Origin of the sequence: Amycolatopsis sp. WAC 01416, from assembly GCF_003947485.1 — a bacterium.
Taxonomy (GTDB): domain Bacteria; phylum Actinomycetota; class Actinomycetes; order Mycobacteriales; family Pseudonocardiaceae; genus Amycolatopsis.
Genome location: NZ_QHHX01000001.1, coordinates 242,694 through 268,934 on the forward strand (window position 1 = coordinate 242,694; position 26,241 = coordinate 268,934).

A 26,241-nucleotide genomic window follows, 5' to 3' on the forward strand; every position below is an offset into this window, starting at 1 on the left:
GTCACGCTGAGTCCCCTTTTCGCAAGATCGGTCGAGGAATACTCCCCCGGACAAGTGAAATGAGGAAGACGACAAGACAACGATTCGTCACCGCTAGTGTCGCGTGACCCTGCTTGCCTTACGCCGCTGCGGCAGGATCACGCGACACTAGTCCGTTCGGACCCACACTTTCGTAGTTCCCAGCGCCGGTTTCGCGTGAGATGATCGGCTTCCGCCGCCTGTCACACCAGGAGGCGTCCTCATGCGCAGACTGCTTTGCGTGCTCATCGCGGCAGGTCTCGTGACCCCGATCCCCCAAGCGGCCGCCAAGCCACCGGAGAAGACCTCGTTCGAGGTGATGACCCCGGCGAGCACGGTCGCGTCCCGCACCGACCGGCGGCCGAACGCGGGCGGGATCTTCGACCCCGTCGCGCGCAAGACGTTCATCTCGTGGTCCGGTAAGGCGGCGGACACCTACGTCCAGGCCTACGACCACCGGACCGGCGCCTGGACCGCGCCGAAGAAGATCGCCGACGGCGAATCCGATCCGCACAACTACCCGACGATGCTCCTGGCGGGCGACGGGCACCTGCTGATCTTCCGCGGCATGCACAACACGCGGACCGTGATCAGCCGCGCGCCGCGCGCCCATTCCCTCGAGGGCACCTGGACGGACACCGAGGTCCCCGAGGGTGACGCGGCGAGCTACCCGATGCCGGTCAAGACCGCCGACGGCACGCTGTTCCTGTTCTATCGCGAGACGACCAATCAGGTCACGCCGGGCGCGAACACGGACTTCCGGCCGATGAAGTACCTCGTCTCCCGCGACAACGGGCGGACGTGGAGGAACTCCGTGCAGCTGACCGGAAAGCAGTGGGCGTTCGGCTCGCTGGGCAGGGCCGACCACATGGACGAGGTCTACGTCGGGCAGCTGCGGTACCTGCCGTCCGCCGGGCGGATCCAGTTCGTCTACACCCTCGCGGGCGGCGGGCCGGCACAGCACAAGCACGACGTCTACCACCGCAACGTCCACTACCTGTCGTTCGACGTCCGCACCCTGCACTTCTTCTCCGCGGCGGGCCGCGACCTCGGCACGCAGGTCGACGACGCCGAGCAGGAGCGGTACCTCAAGGTCGCCGAAACCCCGCTCGAACTCCCCGGCGGGCTCAAGTCGCCGGATTACATCCTGCAGGTCGGCACCCAACGCGACGGCAAACCGTTCGTCACGTGGTTCCAGTTCGACGCCGCGGGTTCGCCGCGCGATTTCGCGGGCGCGTGGAACGGCCGGAACTGGGAAGTGCGCGAAGTCGCGAACGGACTCCGTTTGCGCGAGATCGAACAGCTCAATGGCGGCACTTGGCGCGTTTACGGTACCCGCGACGGACAACCGAACATCGAAACGTTCCTGCTGGAGAACGGCCGCGTGTGGAAGCCAGAAACCGTGATCACCACACCGAAACCGGTCCAGCGCGTGGAAATGATCACCGGTTTCCGCGACCCCGCGCGCATTCTGGCGACCGGCGCGTCCAGTGCGCGTGACGTGTCCGTGGCCGACGGTGACATTTATGTAGCGGGAACCCCGCACAAATAGCCCATTGGGGTTTCCCTGCCTTAAATGAACCTCAAGTCCGGGTACACCCGGCCATTTCCGGCGCTACCTTGGATCACGTGAGCGAGGACACATTCTCCCGCTCACGTGACCCGAGGGGGTGTGTCGGATGGGATTGCTCATCGCAGGCATGGTCGTCGGATCGCTGCTGGCCTTCGCCCTGATCGTCGATCTTCGCGACCGGAGGCGCGGCGGCTCGCGCGAAATCCGCCGGAACGCTCACCGGGGAGGGTGAGCAGGGGGAACTGGGGGCGCACCGCCGGTGCACGGGACCCGTCGGGGGAGGACGGAGCCCGTACACCGGCGGTGTGTCATTTCAGCCGTCCTTGCCGCTCGCGAGTTCCTGCCTGCTCTTGTACTTCCCGATGAGCGACTTCGCCCCGGCGACCGCCGCCTTGCCCGCGCCCTTCGCGCCGGCGGCCAGGAAGGTCGTCCAGTCGAAGTAGTCGCGCCACAGCACGATCCGGCCGTCGCGCACCTCGAACGTGCCGCACACCCAGAACTCGGCCTCCCACGAACCGCGGCGCAGGACGTCGGTGCGTTCGGTGAGCACGATCGGGCCGTCGGCGGCGATGTGGTGGGTGCGCGCCTCGAACCCGCTGCCGTAGCGGGCCATGGTGCGCAACTGCTTCTCCACCGCCGAAAGGCCACGGGCAGGCGGCAGCGGGACGTTCTGGTAGACGATGTCGATCGCGACGAAGCCCAGCGCGCGGTCGATGTCGAACTCTTCGAGGGCCTGAAGGAAACCGGTCACCACGGTCTTCGGATCCGTCATGCCTGCCAAGGCTAATCCGATTTTGAACCGCCGGAAGGTCACAGCCGTATCACAGGACGAGAGGGGCCGGTTTCCCCTGACTACGGAGGTATCGATGCGACGGCGACTGCCGATGGCACTGTTCGGGCTGGTCGTGTGGGTGCTCGCGGGCTGCTCGACGGCCACGGGCGCGGCACCGGCGACGCCGGGCGCCAACCAGGCCGACATCACCTTCTCCCAGCAGATGGTGCCGCATCACCAGCAGTCGATCCAGGTCGCGAACCTGGCCGCGGAACGATCCGCGTCCGAGTACGTGAAGGCCACCGCGGCCAAGATCGTCAAGGCCGAGTCGGCCGAGGTCCAGACGATGACCGGCTGGCTGCAATCGTGGAACGCGGCCGTGCTGCCCGCGGCGGGTCACGCCGGGCACACGATGCCGGGGATGATCACCGCCGGACAGGTCGCCTCGCTGCAGAACCTGACCGGCGCCGAGTTCGACAGGACGTGGCTCCCGCTGATGGCCGAACACCTGCGCAACGGCGTCGAGATGGCCAAAACCGTGCTGTCGTCGGGACAGCACGGCGAGACCAAGGCGCTCGCTCAGGAGATCGTCGAGAACCAGACGGCGGCGATCGACGAGATCACCGCTCAGCTTTCTTGACCCCCTGAAGGCCCCGGAAGGCCCTCCGGTATTGTTCTCGGCGGTGGCGTGTCCGAGCGGCCGAAGGAGCACGACTCGAAATCGTGTGACGGTTAATACCCGTCCGTGGGTTCAAATCCCACCGCCACCGCAGCGAAGAGCCGGTCTCCACGGAGACCGGCTCTTCTGCGTCCGGACTACTTGTTGAACTTGTCCTTGAGTTCCTGCACGCCACCCTCGGCGCGGTCGCGCAGGTCGTGGCCGGCCTCCTTGACCTGGCCTTCGGTCTGGTCGGCCCGGCCCGAGTTCGCGAGGTCCTGGTTGTCGGTCTTCTCGCCGAGCTTCTCCTTGGCGGCGCCGATGGCCTGCTCGGCCTTGTCCTTCGCCTTGTCGAAAACGCTCATGGCGGGTGTTCCTCCTTCGACTGCGGCCACCGTTTGCGGCCGCCTGCCTCAGGGTTACCCGGGTCGCCGGATCCGACACATCTGTCACCCGGTGCGGTTACCCCGTTGCCCGTGGAAGAAGTCTTCGAGCAGGGCCGCGCATTCGGCCTCCAGGACGCCGCCGACGACTTCCGCGCGGTGGCTGAGCCGACGGTCGCGGACGACGTCCCACAGCGACCCCACGGCCCCGGTCTTGGGCTCCCATGCGCCGAAGACGACCTTCGCGACCCGGGCCATCACGAGGGCGCCGGCGCACATCGTGCACGGCTCCAGCGTCACGGCGAGCGTGCAGCCTTCGAGCCGCCAGCCGTCGCCGTAGAGCTTGGACGCGGCCCGCAGCGCGAGGATCTCCGCGTGCGCCGTCGGGTCGCCCAGTTCTTCGCGGGCGTTGCGCGCCGAGGCGAGCGGTGTCCCGTCCGGGGAGAAGACGACGGCGCCGATCGGCACGTCGTCGCCCGCACCTCGCGCCGCGCCGATCGCCGCCCGGACGGCGGCGATGTCGGCGGCGGAGGCGGCGGGGCTCAGATCTCGTCCAGGATCTTGGTGAACTCGGGGGCGAATCCGCACCGCTGCGCGACCATCTGGAGTTGTTCGTCCGGATAGAGGTCGACCTCGCCGACGATCACCTGGAGTTCGGCCCCCGGCAGTCCGAGATCGGACAGGATCTCCAGATCGCCTTCCGGCCAGACCGCGTCGTCGTCCTCGTCCGGCGGGTCGACTCTCAGCACGTCGAGGACGTCGGCGGCGATGTCGTAGTCGAGCGCCGCGGCGGCGTCGGACAGCAGCAGCGACGGCCCTCTCGGACTCGGCCGGACGATCACGAAGAACTCGTCGTCGACCGCGAGCAGCCCGAAGGCGGCCCCTGTCGAACGAAGTTTTCCGAGCTCAGTGATCGCAGCGTCGAGTTCGGCCAGGGCCCCGGGATCAAGGGAGCTGCACCGCCATCGACCGTCCTCCCGCACCACGGCCACCGCGAACCCCGTGATCGGCTCTTGCACCGCCATGCGCACACCGTATTCCGCCCGCTTTCGGAACGCACGCACGGTGCGCCCGAAGCGCCGCATGCGCCACTATCGAGACATGACCGGACCGACCGACCTGCCCACCCTCCCCGATGCGCGCTTCGCCGGATTGCTGGAGGAAGCCCGCGCGCTCCAGACGAAAACCGTAGAGCTCCGCCGGGAGATCCACCGGAATCCGGAGATCGGCCTCCACCTGCCGAAAACCCAGGCCTCGATCAAGACCGCCCTCGACGGCCTCCCGCTGGAGATCACCGATGGCAAATCCACCACCTCGCTGACCGCCGTCCTCCGCGGTGGGAAGCCGGGCCCGGCGATCCTGCTACGCGGCGACATGGACGCGTTGCCGCTGCAGGAGGACACCGGCGTCGACTTCACCTCCGAGGAAGACGGCGTGATGCACGCCTGCGGGCACGACACCCACGTCGCGATGCTGGCGTCGGCCGCGCGGCTGCTCAGCGAGCACGTCGACGAACTGGCCGGGTCGGTGGTGTTCATGTTCCAGCCCGGCGAGGAAGGCGAGCACGGCGCGCGCCACATGATCCACGAAGGCGTGCTCGAAGCCGCGGGCGAGCGCGTCGAGAAGGCGTTCGGCCTGCACATCTTCACCTCGGCCGCGTCCGGGGTCGTGCAGACGCGACCCGGCCCGATCATGGCGTCGGCGAACAGCTTCCACGTGAAGATCACCGGCAGGGGCGGGCACGGCTCGGCGCCGCATCAGGCGATCGACCCGGTGCCCGCCGCGGCCGCGATGGTGAGCGCGCTGCAGACGATGGTGACCCGCAAGGTGAGCGTGTTCGAGCCCGCGGTGGTCTCGGTCACCCGCATCGAGGCCGGGACCACGACGAACATCATCCCGGAGACGGCGTTCCTGGAGGGCACGATCCGCACGCTGTCCGACCGGACGCAGGCGTACGTGCGCGAGGAACTGCCGAAGGTCTGTGAAGCGGTCGGCGCCGCGCACGGCGTCCGGGTGAGCGCCGAAGTCGTCGCCGGTTACCCGGTCACCGTGAACGATCCGCTGGTCGCGGAGCGCGTGCTGGAGCTGGCGGCCGAGGTGCTCGGGGCCGACAACACCGAGGTCATGGAGAACCCGGTGATGGGCGCGGAGGACTTCTCCTACGTCCTGCAGCGGGTTCCGGGCGCGTTCGCGTTCCTCGGCGCCCGCCCGGCGGGCGTCGACCCGGACGAGGCGGAGGCGAACCACTCGAACCGCGTGGTCTTCGACGAGGACGCGATGGCCAACGGCGTCGCGATGTACGCCGCCTTCGCGCTGGACGCGCTTCGGTAGCCTTTACACAACAGTGTTGATTTAATGGATGTCATGAGCGATGACATCCTGGCCGTCCTGTCCGCACAGGAGGAGCGCCTGGTCTTCCGCCGGTTCGACAACGAGACCGCGCTGAAGCTGGGCGCCCACCTCCTCGCGGCGGCACGGGACCGCGCCCTCCCCGTGACGGTCTCCGTGCGCCGCGGCGGCCAGCGGCTGTTCCACGCGGCCCTGCCGGGGACGTCGGCCGACAACGACGCGTGGATCGACCGCAAGAGCCGTGTCGTCGACCGGTACGGGCACAGCTCGTTCCTCGTCGGCGAACAGTTCCGCGCGAAGGGCACGACGTTCGAAGCCGATTCCCGCCTCGACCCGGACCTGTACGCGGCGCACGGCGGCGTGTTCCCGGTGCTCGTCGAGAACGTGGGACCGGTCGGCACCGTCGGCGTCTCGGGACTACCCCAGGCCGACGATCACGCGTTCGTCGTCGAGCAACTGGAAACCTTCCTCGCCACACTGTCCTAAGTAGACCTCGCGGCCGTGGGGCGACCGTGTCGCGAAAGCCCCCTCTTCGCTACCGCACCCCTGCTCCCGACGTTGCGAAAGCCACTTTCGCAACGTTGAAGGTTGCCAAAGTGGCTTTCGCAACCTGCCACCCATGCCTTCCCCCATAACCCGAATCGCCACTCACGACCCACACTTTCCGGCGCCCTGGTCGCTTGAGGTACGTGAAGAGGCCCTCCCGAAAGGGCCTTCCGCGACACGCCGGACTTGCCGTTCACGAGACCCGGCCTGCTAACGTGAGGTGTCACATCATATATCAGATAGGACATGCCAGTGACCTCCTCCCGGTTCGACGAGCTGAAACGGCGGCTGTCCGGGGTGGTGGCCATCCCGGTGACCCCGTTCGACGCCGACGGCGCCGTGGCTCCGGAGTCCTACCTGAACTTGGTGGACCGGCTGATCACCGGCGGTGTCGACGTCGTGACTCCGAACGGGAACACCGGTGAGTTCTACGCGTTGGACGAGGCCGAGACGCGGCACTGCCTCGAATTGGCGGTCCGGGCCGCGGCGGGACGGGCGACTGTGGTCGCCGGTGTCGGGCACGACGTCCGGACGGCGATCGGGGCGGCGCGGCACGCGCGCGAGGCGGGCGCGGAGCTGATCATGATCCATCAGCCGGTGCATCCGTACGTCTCGGCGGAGGGCTGGGTCGAGTACCACCGCGCCATCGCGGCCGCGGTCCCGGAACTGGGCGTCGTGCCGTACGTGCGTGATCCGAAGATCGAAGGACGGCAGCTCGCCAGGCTCGCCGACGCGGCGCAAAACGTCATCGGGGTGAAGTACGCCGTGCCGGATCCGGTTCGTTTCGCTTCGGTGGCACGGGACGCGGGGATCGATCGCTTCGGGTGGATCGCCGGACTGGCGGAGCTCTCGGCGCCGGGCTACTTCGCCGTCGGCGCGACCGGGTTCACGTCGGGGCTGGTGAACGTCGTGCCGTCGATCTCGCTGGAGATGTTCCGCTCACTGCGGGACGGTGACTTCCGCGGCGCGATGGCCTGCTGGGAACGCGTCCGGCCGTTCGAGGAGCTGCGGGCCGCCGACGGCAACGCCAACAACGTGAGCGTGGTGAAGGAAGCGTTGGCACAGCTGGGTTTGTGTCGCTCCGATATCCGGCCGCCGAGCCGTGCGCTGACCGACGGCGAACGCGGGAAAGTCGCCGGGATGCTTGAGAAGTGGGGCCTTCGCTAGCGGCTTTTCGGACCGTGTCCGCACCGGCCAGGGGCGGGTGCGGACACGGCGACAGGTCAGAGGTCGTGGCCATCGACGATCGCGGCGTGGCCCTTATGGGCGCCTCGGGGCGCGCTGTAGCGCGGCGGGCGGCTGCTCACCGGACAAAGCCGGCGGGACCATGAGCGCGAAGAACGATGTGTCTGGCCGGTGCTCCTGTCTCCGATCGAGTCTCACGACCGGATGGAACCGGGGGAAATTTCCCTCGATGTCTTCGACTGTACGCCGGATCGTGCCGTTCTGGTGAATTGCTTCCGCTCCGCCGCCGTGGGACACTGGAGGCAGGCCACGGAGCGACCGTGGCGTGTTGTGGTACCAGTGCCTTTTCTCGGCCGAACCAGACCTTTTCGGTGTTCTGAAACCCGTTGCTGGATGGTCCACTTTCACGAACCAGAACGGTGTGATTCTTCCATGACCTCCACACAGACGAGGCAGGGCAGCGACTTCGCTGAACTGTCCAAATTGGTCAAAGACGCCGGGCTCCTCGATCGGCGGCGCAAGTACTACGCGGTGAAGATCGCCTTGAACCTGCTCGCTTTCGCGGGCGGCTGGGTCGCGTTCGCACATCTCGGGGACTCCTGGTGGCAGCTGTTCCTCGCCGCGTTCTTCGCGATGATGTTCACGCAACTGTCCTTCATCGGCCACGACGCGGGGCACAAACAGATCTTCCGCGGCCGCAAGGCGAACGACGTCACCGGTTTCGTCCACGGCGGACTGACCGGACTCAGCTACGGCTGGTGGGTCGGCACGCACACCCGCCACCACGCCAACCCCAACCACGAGGACGAGGACCCGGACGTCAACCTCGCCGCGCTCATCTTCACCAAGGGCCAGGGCACCGGACGGCGCGGTTTCCTGCGCTGGATGGCGAAATACCAGGCGTTCCTGTTCTTCCCGCTGCTGCTGCTGGAAGGCCTGAACCTGCACGTCTCGAGCATCACGGCGATCTTCCAGCGCGGCTTCAAGCGGCGGAAGCTCGAATCGGCGCTGATGCTGGCCCACATCGCCGCGTACCTGACAGCGGTGTTCGTGGTCCTCTCGCCCGGTGTCGGCTTCGCCTTCATCGCCGTGCACCAGTGCCTTTGGGGTGTGTACATGGGCTGCTCGTTCGCCCCGAACCACAAGGGCATGCCGACGCTGTCGGCCGGGCACACGCTCGACTTCCTGCGCAAGCAGGTGCTCACCTCGCGCAACGTGCGCGGCGGCCCGGTCGAGGTCTTCGCGCTCGGCGGGCTCAACTACCAGATCGAGCACCACCTCTTCCCGAGCATGGCGCGGCCGAACCTCAAGCACGCGCAGGTGATCGTGCGGGAGTTCTGCGCGAAGCACGGCATCGACTACGCCCAGTGCGGCTGGGCGGCCTCGTACGGCTACGTGCTCCGGCATCTGCACGAAGTAGGGGCGCCGTTGCGCACTCAACCGGTGGCCGCGCGATGACCTCCTCCATCCGCTCCCTCGGCGATGTGGCCGAACCCGCCGCCGACGACCGCTGCCCGAGCTGCCCGCATCCCCTGTCCGCGCACGACGCGATCGCCCGCCGCTTCTGCACCGCGACCGCGGCCGGCGGGTTCAGCCGAGGCTGCACCTGTGCCACGAAACCCGAAAAAACCGAATAGAGGATCACCATGAACGCCGATACCGTCCCCGTCTCCCGCTACGAGATGCGGATCGACACCGTGAAGAAGATCGTCAACGAACACACCGACCTCGGCAACGAGGCCGCGTTCGCCTTGGCCGTGCACATGGTGCGGGCGCTCGACACCGTTCCGGAGCCCGTCCGCTAGCGCGGGTTCACCGTGGACACGGCGAGTGTGGCCGCGGTTACCCGCCCGTTAACAAGGCGTCAGCGAGCCCCCGGAACGCGTCAGGGAGACGTTGCCGAAGCGGCCGTGCCGGGTCGATCGGAGTTGTGCTGAGGAGAGCACTGACCGATCGACGCGGAGGTAACCGTGACGCTCAGCGAGCTCCTGCCCAGCCTCGGCTGTGAGGCCGCCGACCACCTCGAACCCGGGGTCTGGCCGCGGAGCACCCGGCTCGGGGCCGGCGGGGAACTGCTGTTCGCCGGCACGCCGGTGTCCCACCTCGCAGCGAGGTTCGGGACACCGGCGTACCTGCTCGACGAGGACGAGGTCCGCCAGAACGCCCGCGCGTACCGCCGGGCGCTGCCGGACGCCGAGGTGGCGTACGCGAGCAAGGCGCTGTGCATCCGCGCCGTCCTGCGCTGGATCGCCGAAGAAGGACTTTCCCTCGACACCTGCTCGGCCGGCGAGATCGCGGTGGCGCGGTCGGTCGGCTTTCCCGCCGAGCGGATCCTGCTGCACGGCAACGCGAAGACCCCCGAAGACCTCAAGGCGGCGCTGTCCTACGGCGTCCGCCGGATCGTGGTGGACTCGCTCGACGAGATCGAGCAGCTCGGCGCGCTGGCCACCGGCGCGCAGCAGGTGCTGATCCGCGTGACACCCGATGTCGCGGCGGGGACGCACGCGGCGATCACCACCGGCACCGAAGGCCAGAAGTTCGGCTTCTCGCTGCGCGAGGAGGTCCGCGACAACCTCGGCCGCGCCGTCTCCGCGGTACTCGCGCAACCCGGGCTCCGCCTGGCCGGTCTGCACTGCCACATCGGTTCGCAGGTGTCCCGGGTCGATTTCTACGAACTGGCCGCCCGCAAGATGATCGCGGTGCTGGTCACGCTCCGCGAAACCCACGGCGTCACCCTGCGCGAACTGGATCTCGGCGGCGGGCACGCCGTGCGTTATCTGCCCGGCGACACGGGTTTCGACATCGACGGCTATGTGCGCCGCCTGCGTGTCGCGCTCGCTTACGAATGCGCTTCCCACGGTTTCCCGCTGCCGAAACTGACGATCGAACCGGGCCGCGCGATCGTCGGCCCGGCGGGGATCACCGTGTACCGGGTCTGCGCCGTGAAACGCGGTTCGCGCACCTTCGTCGCCGTCGACGGCGGGATGAGCGACAACGCGCGGCCCGCGCTCTACGGGGCGGCGTACACCGCGCGCCTGATCGGCAGGCGCAGCCGGGCCGCACGGCGGCCGATGACGGTGGTCGGACGGCACTGCGAATCGGGTGACGTCCTCGCCGACGGGCTCTCGCTCCCCGACGACGTCCACCCCGGCGATCTGCTCGCCGTTCCGTGCACCGGGGCCTATCACCACTCGCTCGCGTCGAATTACAACCTCGTCGGCAGGCCGCCGGTGGTCGGTGTCTCCCGCGGTACGGCGACCCTGCTCGTCCGGCGTGAAACCGAGGAAGACCTGCTGAAACGCGACCTGGGCTGACGCGCCGTCCGAAAACCTCGACACCCGGCCTGTCGCGCGACAGAATCCTCGGCTCGAAGGCGCCGGGAAAGAGAATCGCGACAAACAACTTAACGGCGGTAGCATTCTGGACATTGATCGATACGCTGCGCGACAAGAATCGCATGCCGAAACAAAGGGAGGGACGGCATGGGTGACGAACCACGCGCGCAGATGGAGCAGCGCACACCTAGAGGTTTGGACAATACCGATCGCACTCTGATCGCTCTACTGCAAGTCGACGGGCGGGCCTCGTTCACGGCCTTGGCCAAGGCCGTCGGATTGTCGGAGGGTGCCGTGCGGCAGCGCGTCCAGCGGCTGCTGCGGGACGAGACGATGCAGATCGTCGCGGTCACGGATCCGGCGAACGTCGGGCTCGGCCGTCAGGCGATGGTCGCGATCAAGGTCCATGGCGATCCGCGGGCGGTCTCCGACCAGCTCTCCGGATTGCCGGACGTCCATTACGTCGTGCTGACCGCGGGAGGCTACGACCTGCTCGCCGAGGTCGCCTGCCGGGACGACGAACACCTCTTGAGTGTGCTGAACGACGACATCCGGCCCATCCCGGGTGTCGTCAGCACTGAAACACTGGTCTACCTGAAACTGGCAAAACAGACATACGCCTGGGGAAACCTGACCAAGTAGGCCAGGGCCGCCGCGCATCGGACCGGCGGTGGCCCGAAGGGGGCTTTCCCGCGTCTCATGCGGTGAAAGTCCCCTTCGCCTGGCAGGGACTTCGGGTTCTGGCGAGGTGGCGTGCCGGTCGCTTGATCGGTGCTCCCAATGTGGCATTGGAGACGCTGAACGGCACCAATGCCACGTTGGGGACACCTGGCCCGCGTCGGACCCCAGACCACGAAACCTCACCTGAGCACCGGACCGCCTACCCCCTCGACAACGCGAATCACCACTCACGACCCCGTGACCACGGGCTCACGGATCAAGCATCGCGGCCGCAATGAAAGGCTCCTTCCTTGCAAAATTTGCAAGGAAGGAGCCTTTCATTGCACTCGCGGAGGGGCTAGGCCGTGTCCTGTAAGTCTGTTCGATGGGCTTCGTGATCCAGGTGGTTCCTCGCGGTGCGGGCGGATCGGCCTCGTACCGGGTCGTACTCGGCCGCATCCGCCCGTGCCGTCAGGAACCACCTGGGCGCGAAGATGACTTACAGGACACGGCCTAGACACAGCGCAGGTACGCGTCCGGCGTCCGCCGCCGCGTGTCGAGCCCGCGCAGCACGGCCGGCAGCGCCCCGCTGTACAAGACCCCGAGCCGCTGCGTCGCCCGCGTCAGTGCGACGTACAGTTCCGCCTCGCCGCTCGGGCCGTCCGCGAGGATCCGCTCCGGTTCCACCACCAGGACCGCGTCGTACTCCAGCCCCTTGGTGGCGGACGGCGGGATCGCGCCCGGCACTCCCGGCGGACCGATCACGACCGAAGTCCCCTCGCGCCCCGATTCCTCGCGGGTGAACCCGGCGACCGCCTCTTCGATGTCCATTTCGGACAGTCGGCGCGCCCACGGCCGCACACCGCACGAACGCACCGAGTCCGGCGGAACGGCACCGGGCGCGAAACTCGCCAGCAGCGAAGCCGCCACCGCCATGATCTCCGACGGCGTCCGGTAGTTGACGGTCAGTTTCCGATACACCCATCGGTCGGCGACGTACCGGGAGAGCATCGCGTCCCACGATCGCGCGCCGGACGGCGACCGCCGCTGCGCGAGATCCCCGACGACGGTGAACGACCGGCTGGGACAGCGCCGCATCAGCACCCGCCAGTCCATTTCGGACAGTTCCTGCGCCTCGTCGACCACGACGTGGCCATAGGTCCATTCACGGTCCGCGGCGGCGCGTTCGGCCAGATCCCGTTCGTCGCGTTCGGCGAACCGGTCCGCCAGCTCCTCCGCCATCAGCACGTCCGTCGGCCGGAGCGCGAATTCGTAGTCGTCGTGGTCGTCCTCGACCTCGACGATCTCCAGCACCCGCTCGGCGTATTCCTTCCGTGCCAACCGATCCCGTTCCGCCGCCAGGCGTTCGGCGGTGCGGTCCCCGCCGAGCAGTTCGACGGCTTCGTCCAGCAGCGGCACGTCGGACACCGTCCACGCGTCGGCGTCCTCGCGGAACAGTGCCGGATCGGCCCCTGCCGCCCGCAACCGCTCCGGCGAGGCGTAGAGGTCGGCGAGCAGCCGCTGCGGCGTCAGCACCGGCCAGAGGCGGCCGAGCACCGCGCGGAGCTCCTCGCTGGCTTCCAGGTCGCGCCGGGCGTTCTTCAGCAGCTCCGGACGCGTGTGCTCGTCGTCCCGCGGCAGCCAGCCCGCGCCGAGCCGGTCGACCGCGCGCGTGGCGAGCGCGGCGATCACCTCCCGGTCGAAGACGGGCCGCGCCTCGTTGTGCGGCAGACCGCTCTCCCTGGCCACCGCACGCGCGGCGGCCGCGACCTCGGCGTCCAACGGCACGGTGACGTCGTCGAGTTCGATCGGCTCGGCCTCGGCCGGTAGTTCCTGCCGGTCCGACACCGCCGCCGAAAGCACGTCCAGGATCGCCAGCGAGCCCTTCAGCCGCTGCACCGGCGGCGGATCCTCGCGTTCGGTGCGCAGGCCGGCGACGAGGCCACCAGGCGTCGCGAAGACGACGCTGGTCTCGCCGAGCGACGGCAGGACCCGGCCGATGTGGTCGAGGAAGCCGCTGCTGGGCCCGACCACGAGCACGCCACGGCGTTCCATGCGCTCCCGTTTCGTGTACAGCAGATACGCCACCCGGTGCAGCGCCACCGCCGTCTTCCCGGTGCCGGGGCCGCCCTCCACGACCACGACGCCCGCGTGGTCCAGCCGGATGATCTCGTCCTGCTCGGCCTGGATCGTCGCGACGATGTCCCGCATCCCCTCGCCGCGCGGCGCGTTGACCGCGGCCAGCAGCGCGACGTCACCCCGTTCGCCCGCCGATTCCGGACGGCCGAAGACCTCGTCGGTGAAGTCGAGGACGTCGCGTCCGAGGGTGCGGAATTGACGGCGCCGGGACATTCCTTCCGGGGACGCGCCCGTCGCGCAGTAAAACGCGCGCGACGCCGGCGCCCGCCAGTCCAGCACCAACGGTTCGTAGTCGTTCTCCTCGTCGAAAAGGCCGATCCGGCCGACATACCTCCGCTCTCCCGAAAGGGCGTCCAAACGGCCGAAACAAAGGCCCTCGTCGGCGATCTTCAGCCTGGCCATCTCGCTCGCCTTGGCGCCGACGGACACCTCGCGGTCGGAAAGCGCGAAGCCTTCTCCCCGCAGCGCACCGGCATACGCCTCCTTCACCCGCGCGCGTTCGGTGTCCAGCCGTCCGTAGAGCGACGCGACATACTGCCGTTCGGACCGCAATTCCTCGTCGTACCCCTGACAAGTTCCCCTCACAGCGGTTAGACTGACAACACATTCGGCGTACCGATCAGCATTCTTGATCGGGCGCCGATTTTCTATTGTCCACCGCTTGTCAAGAGTGACCCGGTATTCCACCGGAAACGACAGTGCGCGATAATGGGGACGAACATCCGCCATTACCGCGCACCAGCCGGAGCACTCAGCCGAGCATGAACTCGCGCGGATCCAGTGCCCTCCCCACCACACGGACGTCGCCGAGCCAGCCGTGGAACGCCTGCTCGACGATCGAGTCGTAGGCGTAGGCGCCGATCAGCCAAGAGCCGCCGGGGTTCGCGATCCCCGTGGCAGGCGTCTTGGGATTCCGCAGCACCGGGCAGCCGTCGACGTAGAGCGTCGTCCGCCTGCCGTCGTTGACGGCGGCGACGTGGATCCATTCCTGCAACGCCAGTTCGTGGCTCCAGCAGGTGGAAATCCCGTTCTGGTTCACCGGGAACACCGCCCACTGGAACGCCGCACCGTCCGAAAGGGACAGTGTGGCCGACGGTTCGCCGGGGTCGTCACCGGTTTTGCCCGCCTTGCCGCCGTCACCTTGCCTGCCGAAGATCGCGGCCCAGGCATGCTTGCCGTCCTTGAAATCCGCGGGCAGTTTCACGAACGCCTCGACGGTGTAGCCGCGGGCGAACGTCTCCGCGTTCATCGGCGCGGAGTCCGCCGTGCGCAGATACCCGCCGCGAGCCGGTTTCTTGCCGCCGTCGAAGCGAAGGCTCGACCTCGACGGCTGCCGCCCGGAGAACTCGCCGGAGAACCGCAGCGCCTCGGGCGCACTGCCGGGAAGGGTCACCCGGACCAGGTCGTTGCCCCGGCCGGAAAGGTCACGGACCCCGGCGGTAGCGCTGACGGGCGCACCCTCACGACCTTCGAACCGCCAATAGGCCACGGTCCCACGGATCAGCTGCCGTTCGGCGGGCCGCGCGGGCGGGACCGGGACCGGCGCGAACCCGGCGAACCTCGACTCGAAGTCGACCTCCAGGCTGAAGTAGTCCGCCGGGCCGGTGCGTTCGATCTCCTGTCGTTGCAGTTCGTTCAGCCGCGGCGCCTGGTCCGCCAGCCACGGCGAGAACGTGCGGACGTCGATCACGTTCCGCGCCAGGTCGAACCGGTAGAGCCGGATCATCGCGCTGCCGCCGTAGTAGCGGTCCTGGTAGTTCGTGATGTGCAGATGGACGTCGTGGCCCGCCTTGTTCTGCTTCACCGCGCGGCCCGGCGGCCAGAAGTGCCCGTTGAGGGTGAGGAAGATCTGATCGTTCCCGGCGATCAGCTCGTCCCACACCTTCTGCCCGAACTCCGAGAACTGAGCCTGTCCGGCCTCGTCGGCCCATACCAATTCATGGATGGTCAGAATGGCCGGAAGCCGCGGGTTCCGCGCGAGCACCGACCGCGCCCACTCCAGCCCGCCCGCCGACGGCCGCCAGTCGAGCGCGAGCAGCAGCCACTCACGCCCGCCCGCACGGAAGACGTGATGGCTGTTGTAGCCGTCCGGGCTCGCGCCGCGGAAGGTCCGCGAACCCCGTTGCCGCTGCGGACCGAACGCGTCCAGATACGGCGTGCGGCCGCGCTGGTCGTCGGTCGAGGACTCGATGTCGTGGTTGCCCGCCAGCGTGCTGTACGGGAACCGGTGCCGGTCCAGGTGCTGGAACGACCGGCTGATCTGGTCGAACTCGCCCGGCTGCCCGTTCTCGGTGAGGTCCCCGAGATGCGCCAGGAAGACGATGTTCTCGTCGCCGCCGGTGACGTACCGCAGCGTGGCGTCCAACGGCGCGGGATCGCCGCGGTCGGCGTCGAAGAGGTACTGGGTGTCGGGCAGGACCGCGAGGGTGAAGCGGCCGTCTTCGGCGTCCGGGCCATGGTGGCCGAAGGTCGCCGAAGCCGCGGGGGCACCGAGTGCCGGCAACGCGGACACCGCCGCACCGGCGCCGAGCAGGCCCGCACCGCGCAGGAAGGTCCGTCTGGAGGAGTCGTTCACGGCCGCAACCTACGGTCGCGGAGGCAACGCGTCCCGAACCGCGGGTGAACACTTGCCCCGCTCGGTAGCTTCGTCACATGGGGAACGTCAAACGCTGGCCCGTGCTCGCCGGGGTCGGTGTGGTGGTGACCGCGGCGGCCTGGTGGATCGTGGACGAGATGCCGACGGTGGACGACGCCGTCGCGCGGGAGGCGCTGCCGCCGATCGACCGGCATGTGCGCGCGAACGGCTGGTCGGGGAGGCTGGCCGGCTCGGGCCTCGCGGATGTCCGCTGGGTGTGCACGCAGAAGGTGATCGAGACCCGGCCGGACGGCGAGCGGGTCAAGATCGGCCTCGTCGCGAGCTGCGACGAGGTCGCGAAAGAAGGCAACGGGCTCGTCACCGGCAGCGGGTTCCGGCGGCAGCCGATGGTCTACCGCGTCGAACGCACTCCCGACGGGTACCGCGTGCTCGACCGGGAACTGGCGAAGGACGGCGCGGGTCACTCGCCTTCGATCAAGGCGATGTTCTCGTGGGTCGGCGCCCGCCGGGTGCTCGACGGCGCGAGCCCGGACGACCCGAAGTCTGTGTCCGCCGCCGCTTTCGGCCTGCCCGAAGACACCCCGGTCCGCGCCTCGAGGTGATCAGTCGCCGTTGCGGTCGATCTTCTTCGGCACCACGAACCACATGACGACGAACAGCACCGCCGACACCACGCCGAGGATCGTCATCGCGATCGGGCCGTAGACGACCTTGGCGATGAGCGCGACGGTCGTGGTGATGGCGGCCGCGAGACAGCCGAGCCCGACGAGGACGGAACGGTTGCCGACGGTGAGGATCCGCTCACGGTTGCCGGTGCGGAACAACAGCCGATGCCATGCGGCTGGCGCCGTCAGCAGCACCGTCGAACAGACCGTGAGCAGGACCGCCGTCAGGTGGACGGCTTTCTCGAAGCCGCTCGCCGCGTGGAACTCGTCGGTGAACACCACCGTGAGCAGGAAACCGAAGAGGATCTGAACGCCGGCCTGCGCGACCCGCAGCTCCTGCAGGAGCTCACTGACGTTGCGGGTCAGGCGTTCGTTCTTCGTCTCGCCGGTGTGCTCGACCATGTGGTGGCTCCAGGACCATCGGTTGACGCCTGACCTTCTCGTGCCAGCCGAGCGACGTCACTGACACGACCACTACGGCGAGGCCCAGCCACTGAGTACCCGACAAATCGGCGTTCAAGCACAATACGCCGATGACGGCGGCCGTGACGGGGAACGCCAGCTCGGCCAAGGTCGCCCTGGCCGCGGGCGTCGACCGCAGGCCAACGTAGTAGAGGCTCAGCGCCAGCAGGCCGGGGACCAGCGCGAGCAGCACGAGCCCGAGCGCGTTGTCCCAGCCGACCGCGAACTCGCCGCCCTGATAGGCCACGATGCCCGCCGCGACCGGGAGCCCGACGGTGAACCGCAGGGTGGTGACCTCCTTCGGCGCCAGTTCGGTGGAGAGCAGCCGTCCGAGCACCGTGCCCGCCGCCCACAACGCGGCCGCGCCGATCGCCAGCAGCGCCGCCTTCGCCGCGGCGAGCTGGATGTTCAGCGGATCCTTGAACGCCAGCAGCCACGCGCCCAGCAGCGCCGGGATCGCGAAGAGGGCGTATCCCGGGCGGACCCGCTCACGGAGTACGAAATACGCCGCCAGAACGGCGAACACCGGCTGGAGCTTCTGCAGCACCAACGGTGTCACCGGGTCGCCCAGTTTGAAGGCCGCGGTGAACATCGCCGTCGCCAGCGCGGAAGAGCCGCCGCCGATCGCGAGCACGGCCAGCCATTCCCGCGGACCGCATCGGCGCAACGCCCGGAAGGCGCCGGGGATGAACGGGCTCAGCACGAGCACCACGAGCAGGTGCTCCCAGAAGACGACCGTGGCCGCCGGGAGCGCCTCGGCGAGAGGAAGCCTCAGAAGCCCGTCGGTGCCCCAAAGAGCGGCGGCGACCGCGACCAGCCAAGTGCGATCCGGAGGGTTAGTACTCACGTGTCCTGCCCATAGTTTGAGAATGATCGCCCGACGGAGTGACCGCTCTGGCGTGTCCGATTCGGGCGGACTAGGCAGGGGGCATGCGCCCCGTCCCCACACTCGCCCTCGTCCTGTCCGCGGCCGCGTTGGCCCTGACCGCCGGCGCCGGGCCGGCCACCGCCGTCCCCGGTTCCCGCGTCCACGTGATCACCGCCAAGAGCGGCCTCACGATCTACAAACCCGATCTGGTGCCGCCCGGCGCCCGCGCGCACGTCTTCGGGTTGACGTCCAAGGCCCACGGCACCTCGACCGCGGTCCTCGTGACCGGCCTGCTGCCCAACCGCGAATACGGCGCCCACGCGCACACGAAGCCGTGCGGCGCCACCGGAGACCTCGCCGGCCCGCACTACCAGAACGTCGAAGACCCGGTGAAGCCATCGGTGGATCCGGCCTACGCCAACCCCCGCAACGAGATCTGGCTCGACCTCACCAGCGCGGCGTCCGGCCGCGGCGCCGCCGTGTCCAAAGTGGACTGGACGTTCACCGATCGGCGCGCGAACTCCATCGTGATCCACGAAACGCATACGCACACCGACCCGGGACACGCGGGGACCGCGGGCGCCAGGCTGGCCTGTGTGACCGTCGGCTTCTAGCGGCGTTTCCTAGGCGCTGTCCTGCAAGTCATGTTCGCGGTCTTCGCGCCCAGGCGGTCCCTGACGGCACGGGCGGACGCGGCCGAGTACGACCCGGTACGAGGCCGATCCGCCCGCACCGCCAGGAACCACCTGGATCACGAAGCCCATCGAACACACTCACAGGACAGCGCCTAGAACCCCCAGGTGCGTTCGGGCCGGATCCTGATCCGGGCGCCGTACTCCTTGTCGAACTTCGCGATGTCGTAGTCGATCGCCGGGTAGTGCTTCTCGTACTTTTCGAGGTAACCCGGCTGTTCCGAGGGGAGGCCGTCCGGCAGGATCTCGGCCCTGCCACCGATCACCAGGATCGAGCCGCCGTGCTCGTCGCTGTTGAAGTGGAGGCTGACCTCGGGGTTGGCCTCGATGTGCCGGGTCTTCGCCGTGTCCGGCTGACTGAAGACGATGATGTCGTCGCCGTCGAGTACGAACCACACCGGGCGGGGCGAAGGGCGTCCCTTCGGGCTGATCGTGGTCAGCCAGGCGACGTTCTCCTTCGCCCGCTCGGCGAGCCGCGGGTCGGGTCGGTAGCTCATGCCCGACCCAACCACGACCCACCGACATTTCTTCCTCGTCCGCTCAGCGGGACGCGACGAGTTTCGCGTAGCGCGTCCCGGCGCCGAGCAACACCAGACCGGCGAGGAGGAAGGCGGCGACCCTGGCGAGACCGTCGAGCGCGGAGAGGTCGAACAGCACCAGCTTCAGCACCGCCGCCCCGACCAGCACGAACCCGATCACCCGCAGGCTGACCGCGGAGATGCCGCGGATGAGCAGCACCAGCGCGGCGACCGTCCAGGACACCGTGATCACCACGTGGCCGACCAGGAAACCCGAGCGGCCGGGGACGGCCAGCAGCGCGCCGCACAGCACCATCGCGCCCGCCCCGTAGAGCCCGCAGACCCCGGCGAAGAGCCACGGCACCACGTTCTCCGACGCGGCCCTGAACAGCCCGAGCCGGTGCGCGACCCACGGAAGCGTGATCGAGACGGCCAGGATCGCGACGGCCACCAGCAAGGAGGCGGCGAGGTCGGCGTCCGGCCGGTTCCTGACCAGGAAGAACAGCGTCGGCGGGACGTCGAAGGCCAGCGCGATCATGCCGCCGATGACGGCGAAGCCCAGCCCGCCGAAGAGCGCCACGTGCTTCTTCGTCCACAGCGCGACCAGTGCCAGCAGAACGCCTTCGCCGATGAGGATCGCCGAACGGGCACTGCCGTCGAACAGCGTCATCGTCGTCTGCAGGGCGGCGAGGAGCCCGGCGGCGCCCGCGAGGTCACCCGTCCAGCCGTCGAGCCACTGGCCGGCCGCCCACACCCCGAGCAGCACCAGCGCCACCGACGCGGTGACGAGCACGGCCGGGGTCTTCGGCAGGAACAACGCGGCGAGCAACGACGGCGCCGGCGCGACGGCCAGCAGGGCGAGCGCGGCGGCGTCCCCCGGCCGCTTGGCCGTGACGATCAGAGCCAGCGCGAGTGCGACGCCTCCCGCGGCCAGCGCGGCGGCGGTGTTCGCCGTGCTGCCACCGAAACCGGTGAACGCCGTACTGAAGACCGACGCGACCAGCGGCGGGATCCCGGCCGCGACCGCCACCGACGGCCACGACTGGCGCAACTGCACCGGCGTCGAAGCGACCTGGACCACCAGCAGGAACGCGACCAGCTGCGGGGTGAAACCCTGCGTGATGATCGGCGCGCAGACCACACAGCCGAGCACGACGGCCGTGGCGAGCAGCGAAGACTTCCACCGCACGGCCAGCAGCAACCCGCCGACCGCGATCAGGAGCCCGATCGCGAGACCGGCGTAGGCCGGGAGGTACTCGTACATCGTCGTCGCGGCGATGGCGTCGAGGTACAGCGCGCCGATGCCGGTGGCGGCGAGCGCGAACGCACCCGTGCGGCCCGCCGGCGTGCGGTGCAGGCGAAGCCCGATCCCGACCAGCGCCGCGCCGAGCACGGCGCCCCCGAGCACCCGCGGCAACGGGCCGAACCAGCCACGCTGGATCGCGAGCACGAGGAACAGCACCACACCCAGCAGCGTGACCGCGCCACCGATCCAGGCCAGCAGCCTGCTGCCGGCGCCTTCCTTGCTCAGCTTCTCGCCGAGCGTGACCTTCGGGGCCGGCTGATACGGGCGGTAGGGCTGCTGCGGCGTGTGCTGCTGCCGGTACTGCTGTTGCTGCCACTGCGCGTACTGCGCCTGCTGGTACTGGGCCTGCTGGTATTGCTGCTGGTAGTGGGCGTACTGCGGGTGCTGGTAGTGGGGGTACGGCTGCTGCGGCACCTGGGGCTGCGGCGCCTGCTGAGCCTGCGGCTGGGGCTGCTCGGCTTGCGGCTGCTGGGCCTGCTCGGGTTGCGGCTGGGCCTGCTCGGCCTGGGGTGCCTGCTGCTCTGCCTGCTGCGCGGCCTGCTCTTGAGACGCCTGCTCAGGCACCTCTTCGCGCGTCGGCTCCGCTCCTGATCGGACGGTCCGCAGCTCCGTACCGACCCGCGCGAGGCGGGCCCCAAGGTCGTCGATCTCCCCGGCGAGCCTGAGGAGCACATCCCCATCGGTGGTCATGGCGATCAGCATGCGGCCTGAGACCCGCCGATGGATCCGTAGCACTACTCAATCGTGATGACGATGTGGTCGCGACCTGCAAGATCATCGCGATCGAGCCCACACCCGGAGGGCCCGCAGAAGGTCGACGTACCGGAAGCCCGGCCAGTTGGCGTCGCAGAAGTACAGCTGGGAATCCTTCGCCTGCCAAAGCAGGAATCCGGACAGCCGCACTTCGCCACTAGTCCGGATGATCAGGTCCGGATCGGGACTGCCCACCGTGTACAGACGCGCGGAAAGGGCGTCCACGGAAACGGTTTCCGCGATCTCCACAAGGGACTTGCCGTCCGCGGCGCCCTCGAGCACGAGATCGCGTACGGCGTCGACGATCTCCTCGCGGCTTCCGTACCCGATGGCGAGAGTCAGCTCAGGCCCCGTCGCGCCGCGAGTGTCCTCTTCGGCCCGCTTCAGCACCTCGGCCGTGGACGACGGCAGCATGTCGAGACGCCCCACAGGCACGACACGCCAGTTCGCACCCGACGCGGTGAGCCGGTCACGCACGACGTCCTCGATCACCTGCATCAAGAAGGCCATCTCCGGCGACGCACGCTTCGTCAGATTGTCGACCGAAGCGAGATACACCGTCACGTGCCCGATGCCGAGGCCTTCGCACCACGTCATCAACCGCGCGATGTGCCGGGCGCCGTGCCGATGCCCCTCGCGGACGTCCTCGAAACCCATCTGGCGAGCCCAGCGACGGTTGCCGTCGATGATCACGCCGACGTGCCGCGGTAGCGGGCCTCGGCGAAGACGAGCGCGGAGCCGTCGAGCGTAGAGGTCGTCGAGTCTGGTCCGGACGCTCATGGAGGCGAAGCTACCGAAATCAGGTCTTCAGCACTCTGAACGCACATGAGCTACGCTTGACGCGGAGTGTGGCGCCGTGGGCATCACACGAGTCGCAGGGCCAGGTGCACCCGGGGAATACCGGGACCCTGGCCTTACGCATGTGCGGGATCAGGCAAGTGTGTCGACCTCCAACTCGATCGCGCATGTGGCCAGTTGATCGGCATAGCCGGGGGCTCCTTGTCTTCGAGCGCGGACAGCCCCGGCGACGATGTCCGGAATCCACAACAGCGGCTCGTCGGCACCGCGAACGTGCCGGATGCGAAACGCGGCGCCTCGAGGCAGCGAAAAGCGGCATTGCTGGACGGTGCGCACGTCGCGGGCGTCGAGCTGAACTGTGCGGCCTTCAGCGACCAAGAGACTGACGTCGAGTAGGTGCAACTCCATCACCAGTCGCTGCATACACAGAGAACGGCCACGTTCCTGACGTCGCACCGGCACCGGAGTACCCACTGCCACCAAATGGAGTTCCTCGAAGTCGGCGACCTGCTTGACGACCGCTCGCTTCTGGACATCGGCCAATACGTTCCAGTGCAGCTTCCCCGTGCGTTCGGCCCTCATGCCCACCATGACCTTGCGCAACTCGGCATGCCGTTCGACGGGCAGGACCGCGGCCGCGAGTACGTAGAAACCACCGTCGTCGTCCTCTTTGAACGATTCGTCGGCGAAGGCCTGCAACACGGACATCCGCCGAGCCTAGGGATTCCCGCCCGGCTCAATCGGTACGGTCCGACGCCCGGATTCGCGTAGCCGCAACACCTCGCGGATCGAGTGAAGGCGTCGCCGAATCGGGTATCGGAATTTCTCCATACTGGCCTGATGAACCCCGGTGAAACGCTCCTCAGCACGTCCCGCACCTTCCAGCTGTGGCGATACGGCGCCGGGCACTCGCAGTTGATCCTCCGGTCCGGGTTCAGGCCGGAGGGCGAGCCTGTCGAACTTCTCTTCGAAGGCGTCCGGTCAGTGCAATTCGACAGCCTTTACTTCCCCGAGCTGACCGTATGGAGAGACGAAGACGAAGTCGTCGAGAACGACAGAGCCCGCTTCTACAACCTGCGGATCGAATTGAGGTCCCCGAAGCACACGGGCGTGATCACCGCCGGCCGCATGAGCTACATCGACGGGACCTACCGCGACGGCACTATCAAGTGGTGGGTGACCTCCCCTCGCGGCGAGGCGATCGGCGGCGGAGACCGGCCCACCTGCGAGTGACAGACACCACAGGCGACAATGGAGGACGTGACAGCCACCCTGAGCAAGCCCGCACTGCAGATCGGCCCCTACGAGGTCGATCCGCCGGTCGTGCTCGCTCCCATGGCGGGCATCACCAACGTCGCGTTCCGGCAGCTGTGCCAGGAGTACGGCGCGGGTATCTACGTCTGCGAGATGATCACCGCCCGCGCGGTGGTCGAACGCCACCCCGGCACCATGCACATGATGACCTTCGGCGAGAACGAAAAGCCCAGGTCCATGCAGCTTTACGGGGTCGACCCCAAGACCATGGCCGAGGCCGTCCGCATCATCACCGGCGAGGGGCTCGCCGACCACATCGACAGCAACTTCGGCTGCCCGGTGGCGAAGGTGACGCGCAAGGGCGGCGGCGCGGCGTTGCCGTTCAAGCGCAAGCTGTTCGCGGACATCGTGCGCGAGTCGGAGAAGGCCGCGGCCGAGGCGGGCGTGCCGTTCACGGTCAAGTTCCGGGTGGGCATCGACGACGACCATCTCACGTACCTCGACGCCGGGCGGATCGCCGAGGCGGAGGGCGCGGCGGCGGTCAGCCTGCACGCGCGCACCGCCGCGCAGCGCTACTCCGGCCAGGCCGACTGGACGAAGATCGCGGCGCTCAAGGAAGCCGTCACCAGTATCCCGGTGCTCGGCAACGGCGACATCTTCTCCGCCGAGGACGCGTTGCGCATGGTCGACGAGACCGGTTGCGACGGTGTCGTGGTCGGACGCGGTTGCCTGGGCAGGCCTTGGCTGTTCGGCGAGCTGGAAGCCGCCTTCGCCGGGCGTCCGCAGCCCACACCGCCGAATCTCGGCGAGGTCGCGAAAGTCTTGCGCCGCCACACGGAACTGCTCGTCGAACACGACGGCCACGACAAGGCGATGCGGGACATCCGCAAGCATATGGCTTGGTACTTCATGGGTTTCCCGGTCGGCTCCGAACTTCGCCGCGGTTTCGCGATGTTGTCCGGTATGGACGAACTCGACGATCTCATCGCCAAGCTCGACCACGACGCCCCGTTCCCCAGTGCCGCCACCGGACCGCGCGGGCGGCAGGGTTCGCCGGGCAAGGTCACGCTGCCGCACGGCTGGCTCGACGACCCGGACGACGACTGCGTCCCCGAAGCCGAGGACATGCACTCGGGCGGCTGACCGTCCCCGTAAAGTCGGCGTCGTGATCGAGCAGCTGACCATTCCCACCGACGCCGGTTCCTTCGACGCCATCGCGGCGGGCCCCGAAGACGGCCGTCCCGTCCTGTTGCTGCACGGGTTCCCCGAGGCCGCAGTGGAATGGGAGCACCAGGTCGCGACGCTCGGCGTGCTGGGCTATCGCGCGGTGGCACCGGATCAGCGCGGTTACTCGCCGGACGTCCGGCCGGAGCAGGCGTCCGAGTACACCATCGACAACCTCGTCGGTGACGTCATCGCGATCGCGGATCGCTTGGGGTGGAACGAATTCGATCTCGTCGGACACGATTGGGGCGGCGCCGTCGCGTGGTGGACGGCCGACGCGCATCCCGGCAGGCTCCGCAGTCTCGCAGTGATTTCGACGCCGCATCCGGCGGCGCTGGCGGAGGCCATGAAGACCGACGAGGACCAGCACCTCCGGTCGGGGTACATGACCGAATGGCGGCAGACCCGCGTCACCGAACGACGGATGCTCGAGAACAACGCCGACGCGCTGCGCCGCCTGTTCGACTGGAAGCTGCCGCCGAGCAAGGTCGACGAGTACGTCCGGCGACTGTCCGAACCGGGCGCGCTGACCGCCGCGCTCAACTGGTACCGCGCCGGCCGTCCCGGCGGGAGGATCGGGCCGATCGAGGTTCCGACGCTCTACATCTGGAGCACCGAGGACGCCGCCTTCGGGTCGACGGCCGCGCTCGACACCGCGAACCGGGTCACCGGCCCGTACCGCTTCGAGATGATCGAGGACGCCTCCCACTGGGTGGTCGAAGAGGCGCCCGAGGCCGTCACTTCTTTGCTCGTGGAGCACCTCTCATCCCACTAACAGGGGTAACTCTGGTCGCGGTACCGGTTACAGCGAGCCTGCTGGTTCAGTGGGTCCGGTGAGCGAAACGACCGAAGTGGACACCGAACGCATCGTCTACGTCACCGAGGACGGCGAGCCGACCGGTGAAACCGCGCCCAAGCTGGCCGCGCACCACGAGCACACCAGGCTGCACCTGGCGTTCTCCTGTTACCTGTTGCGCGGCAGCGACCAGGCCCTGCTGATCACCAGCCGCGCCGCCACCAAGAAGGTGTGGCCCCGGGTCTGGACCAACAGTGTCTGCGGGCATCCCGCACCGGGTGAGCCGATCGAAGAGGCCGTCCGGCGCCGAGCCGCCTTCGAGCTCGGCTTGCCCCGGCTGAACGGGCTCCGCTGCGTCCTTCCGACGTACCGCTACTCGACGCCGCCATTCGATGGAGTGGTCGAGAACGAGTTCTGCCCCGTCTTCGTCGCCTGGGTCGACGACGATCCGGAACCGCATCCGGACGAGGTCGGCGACTGGCGCTGGGTGAGCTGGAATGATTACGCACTGTTGCTGAATGACGATGTGACTGACGTGAGTTACTGGGCGAAAGATCAGTTTCCGCAGCTCAAAGACGCCGAGCCGTTTTCGGCCTTACGGAACGGCACTTCGGTGCGTGACAATGGTGCTCGACCGTCGTCCACTTGAGCGATATTCACTTTGGACCGTACTCATACCTCAAGAGATCCC

At 68.3% G+C, this 26,241-nt stretch carries 29 protein-coding genes and 1 tRNA gene; 18 read left to right on the forward strand and 12 right to left on the reverse strand.

The features are described 5' to 3' along the window. Window positions 1–241 precede the first annotated feature (241 nt). Both DL990_RS01195 and DL990_RS42110 read left to right on the forward strand, forming a co-directional pair. A complete protein-coding gene (locus DL990_RS01195) occupies window positions 242–1,570 on the forward strand; it encodes a BNR-4 repeat-containing protein (protein ID WP_125797649.1) in 1,329 nt (442 codons plus the stop codon). Between the two features lie 127 nt (window positions 1,571–1,697). Then, window positions 1,698–1,823 carry a hypothetical protein gene (locus tag DL990_RS42110; RefSeq protein ID WP_255431296.1) on the forward strand — a complete coding sequence of 42 codons (126 nt, stop codon included), beginning with the start codon at window positions 1,698–1,700 and terminating at the stop codon, window positions 1,821–1,823. A gap of 81 nt (window positions 1,824–1,904) precedes the next feature. Here the strand turns inward: DL990_RS42110 and DL990_RS01200 are convergent, their stop codons facing one another. Continuing rightward, window positions 1,905–2,363: a limonene-1,2-epoxide hydrolase family protein gene (locus DL990_RS01200; RefSeq protein WP_199746176.1), complete on the reverse strand. Its 459-nt coding sequence runs from the start codon at window positions 2,361–2,363 to the stop codon at window positions 1,905–1,907. A gap of 94 nt (window positions 2,364–2,457) precedes the next feature. Here DL990_RS01200 and DL990_RS01205 point away from each other — a divergent pair, with 94 nt between their 5' ends. Together DL990_RS01205 and DL990_RS01210 are read left to right on the forward strand one after the other, a co-directional pair. After that, window positions 2,458–3,003, forward strand: a complete 546-nt coding sequence (locus DL990_RS01205; RefSeq protein ID WP_125797650.1) for a DUF305 domain-containing protein — start codon at window positions 2,458–2,460, stop codon at window positions 3,001–3,003. A 42-nt stretch (window positions 3,004–3,045) separates the two neighbouring features. After that, window positions 3,046–3,133 (forward strand) — tRNA-Ser (locus tag DL990_RS01210). Window positions 3,134–3,179: 46 nt separating this feature from the next. Here DL990_RS01210 and DL990_RS01215 read toward each other — a convergent pair. The 3 genes from DL990_RS01215 to DL990_RS01225 all read right to left on the reverse strand — a co-directional run bounded on the left by DL990_RS01215 (window position 3,180) and on the right by DL990_RS01225 (window position 4,429). Then, entirely contained in the window at window positions 3,180–3,386 is a 207-nt protein-coding gene (locus DL990_RS01215) for a CsbD family protein (RefSeq protein ID WP_125797651.1), read from the reverse strand. Between the two features lie 84 nt (window positions 3,387–3,470). Then, a complete protein-coding gene (locus DL990_RS01220) occupies window positions 3,471–3,923 on the reverse strand; it encodes a nucleoside deaminase (protein WP_125785017.1) in 453 nt (150 codons plus the stop codon). A 23-nt stretch (window positions 3,924–3,946) separates the two neighbouring features. After that, window positions 3,947–4,429 (reverse strand): tRNA adenosine deaminase-associated protein, encoded by a 483-nt coding sequence (locus DL990_RS01225; protein ID WP_199746177.1) that lies wholly within the window; start codon window positions 4,427–4,429, stop codon window positions 3,947–3,949. Window positions 4,430–4,505: 76 nt separating this feature from the next. On the opposite strand from DL990_RS01225, the gene DL990_RS01230 reads away from it, so the two are divergent. The 8 genes from DL990_RS01230 (at window position 4,506) to DL990_RS01260 (ending at window position 11,461) form a co-directional block, all read left to right on the forward strand. After that, window positions 4,506–5,735 (forward strand): M20 family metallopeptidase, encoded by a 1,230-nt coding sequence (locus DL990_RS01230; RefSeq protein ID WP_125797652.1) that lies wholly within the window; start codon window positions 4,506–4,508, stop codon window positions 5,733–5,735. 33 nt (window positions 5,736–5,768) lie between these two features. Then, complete coding sequence (locus DL990_RS01235; protein WP_199746178.1) at window positions 5,769–6,239, forward strand: heme-degrading domain-containing protein; 471 nt, start codon at window positions 5,769–5,771, stop codon at window positions 6,237–6,239. A 306-nt stretch (window positions 6,240–6,545) separates the two neighbouring features. Beyond that, the gene (locus tag DL990_RS01240; protein WP_125797654.1) at window positions 6,546–7,466 is read left to right on the forward strand and encodes a dihydrodipicolinate synthase family protein; all 921 of its coding nucleotides are present in this window, start codon (window positions 6,546–6,548) and stop codon (window positions 7,464–7,466) included. Between the two features lie 450 nt (window positions 7,467–7,916). Then, window positions 7,917–8,942 carry an acyl-CoA desaturase gene (locus DL990_RS01245; RefSeq protein WP_199746179.1) on the forward strand — a complete coding sequence of 342 codons (1,026 nt, stop codon included), beginning with the start codon at window positions 7,917–7,919 and terminating at the stop codon, window positions 8,940–8,942. Further along, window positions 8,939–9,121: an RGCVC family protein gene (locus DL990_RS01250; protein WP_125784920.1), complete on the forward strand. Its 183-nt coding sequence runs from the start codon at window positions 8,939–8,941 to the stop codon at window positions 9,119–9,121. The genes DL990_RS01245 and DL990_RS01250 overlap by 4 nt, the downstream gene beginning before the upstream one ends. A gap of 9 nt (window positions 9,122–9,130) precedes the next feature. Then, on the forward strand, window positions 9,131–9,289 hold the full coding sequence (locus DL990_RS41405) for a DUF6307 family protein (RefSeq protein ID WP_199746180.1): 159 nt from the start codon (window positions 9,131–9,133) through the stop codon (window positions 9,287–9,289). A 165-nt stretch (window positions 9,290–9,454) separates the two neighbouring features. Next, a complete protein-coding gene (gene lysA, locus DL990_RS01255; RefSeq protein ID WP_125797656.1) occupies window positions 9,455–10,798 on the forward strand; it encodes a diaminopimelate decarboxylase in 1,344 nt (447 codons plus the stop codon). Between the two features lie 168 nt (window positions 10,799–10,966). Then, complete coding sequence (locus DL990_RS01260; RefSeq protein WP_125797657.1) at window positions 10,967–11,461, forward strand: Lrp/AsnC family transcriptional regulator; 495 nt, start codon at window positions 10,967–10,969, stop codon at window positions 11,459–11,461. Window positions 11,462–11,992: 531 nt separating this feature from the next. Here DL990_RS01260 and helR read toward each other — a convergent pair. Beyond that, entirely contained in the window at window positions 11,993–14,203 is a 2,211-nt protein-coding gene (gene helR, locus DL990_RS01265; protein ID WP_305015706.1) for an RNA polymerase recycling motor ATPase HelR, read from the reverse strand. Between the two features lie 166 nt (window positions 14,204–14,369). Next, the gene (locus DL990_RS01270) at window positions 14,370–16,193 is read right to left on the reverse strand and encodes a LamG-like jellyroll fold domain-containing protein (RefSeq protein ID WP_125797658.1); all 1,824 of its coding nucleotides are present in this window, start codon (window positions 16,191–16,193) and stop codon (window positions 14,370–14,372) included. Window positions 16,194–16,270: 77 nt separating this feature from the next. On the opposite strand from DL990_RS01270, the gene DL990_RS01275 reads away from it, so the two are divergent. Then, window positions 16,271–16,816 carry a hypothetical protein gene (locus DL990_RS01275; RefSeq protein WP_125797659.1) on the forward strand — a complete coding sequence of 182 codons (546 nt, stop codon included), beginning with the start codon at window positions 16,271–16,273 and terminating at the stop codon, window positions 16,814–16,816. Here the strand turns inward: DL990_RS01275 and DL990_RS01280 are convergent, their stop codons facing one another. Both DL990_RS01280 and DL990_RS01285 read right to left on the reverse strand, forming a co-directional pair. Further along, entirely contained in the window at window positions 16,817–17,281 is a 465-nt protein-coding gene (locus DL990_RS01280) for a DUF6328 family protein (protein WP_125784915.1), read from the reverse strand. Further along, complete coding sequence (locus DL990_RS01285; protein ID WP_125797660.1) at window positions 17,226–18,188, reverse strand: DMT family transporter; 963 nt, start codon at window positions 18,186–18,188, stop codon at window positions 17,226–17,228. The genes DL990_RS01280 and DL990_RS01285 overlap by 56 nt, the downstream gene beginning before the upstream one ends. Before the next feature lie 83 nt (window positions 18,189–18,271). Between DL990_RS01285 and DL990_RS01290 the strand changes: the two genes are divergently transcribed. Next, the gene (locus tag DL990_RS01290) at window positions 18,272–18,823 is read left to right on the forward strand and encodes a superoxide dismutase family protein (protein ID WP_125797661.1); all 552 of its coding nucleotides are present in this window, start codon (window positions 18,272–18,274) and stop codon (window positions 18,821–18,823) included. 173 nt (window positions 18,824–18,996) lie between these two features. Here the strand turns inward: DL990_RS01290 and DL990_RS01295 are convergent, their stop codons facing one another. From DL990_RS01295 to DL990_RS01310, 4 genes are all read right to left on the reverse strand, one after another. After that, window positions 18,997–19,398 carry a TIGR03667 family PPOX class F420-dependent oxidoreductase gene (locus DL990_RS01295; protein WP_125784912.1) on the reverse strand — a complete coding sequence of 134 codons (402 nt, stop codon included), beginning with the start codon at window positions 19,396–19,398 and terminating at the stop codon, window positions 18,997–18,999. 43 nt (window positions 19,399–19,441) lie between these two features. Then, window positions 19,442–21,427, reverse strand: coding sequence for a DUF2339 domain-containing protein (locus DL990_RS01300; RefSeq protein WP_125797935.1), 1,986 nt, complete (start codon window positions 21,425–21,427; stop codon window positions 19,442–19,444). Between the two features lie 72 nt (window positions 21,428–21,499). Next, on the reverse strand, window positions 21,500–22,258 hold the full coding sequence (gene uppS / locus DL990_RS01305; protein ID WP_125797662.1) for a polyprenyl diphosphate synthase: 759 nt from the start codon (window positions 22,256–22,258) through the stop codon (window positions 21,500–21,502). A gap of 150 nt (window positions 22,259–22,408) precedes the next feature. Beyond that, on the reverse strand, window positions 22,409–22,984 hold the full coding sequence (locus tag DL990_RS01310; protein WP_125797663.1) for a hypothetical protein: 576 nt from the start codon (window positions 22,982–22,984) through the stop codon (window positions 22,409–22,411). A gap of 132 nt (window positions 22,985–23,116) precedes the next feature. Here DL990_RS01310 and DL990_RS01315 point away from each other — a divergent pair, with 132 nt between their 5' ends. From DL990_RS01315 to idi, 4 genes are read left to right on the forward strand one after another with little or no spacing between them, the layout of a single operon-like run. Next, the gene (locus tag DL990_RS01315; RefSeq protein ID WP_125797664.1) at window positions 23,117–23,509 is read left to right on the forward strand and encodes a hypothetical protein; all 393 of its coding nucleotides are present in this window, start codon (window positions 23,117–23,119) and stop codon (window positions 23,507–23,509) included. 18 nt (window positions 23,510–23,527) lie between these two features. Continuing rightward, window positions 23,528–24,673, forward strand: coding sequence for a tRNA dihydrouridine synthase DusB (gene dusB, locus DL990_RS01320; protein WP_125797665.1), 1,146 nt, complete (start codon window positions 23,528–23,530; stop codon window positions 24,671–24,673). Window positions 24,674–24,695: 22 nt separating this feature from the next. Continuing rightward, window positions 24,696–25,529, forward strand: coding sequence for an alpha/beta fold hydrolase (locus DL990_RS01325; protein ID WP_125784906.1), 834 nt, complete (start codon window positions 24,696–24,698; stop codon window positions 25,527–25,529). Between the two features lie 58 nt (window positions 25,530–25,587). After that, complete coding sequence (idi, locus tag DL990_RS01330) at window positions 25,588–26,199, forward strand: isopentenyl-diphosphate Delta-isomerase (RefSeq protein WP_125797666.1); 612 nt, start codon at window positions 25,588–25,590, stop codon at window positions 26,197–26,199. Window positions 26,200–26,241 lie beyond the last annotated feature (42 nt).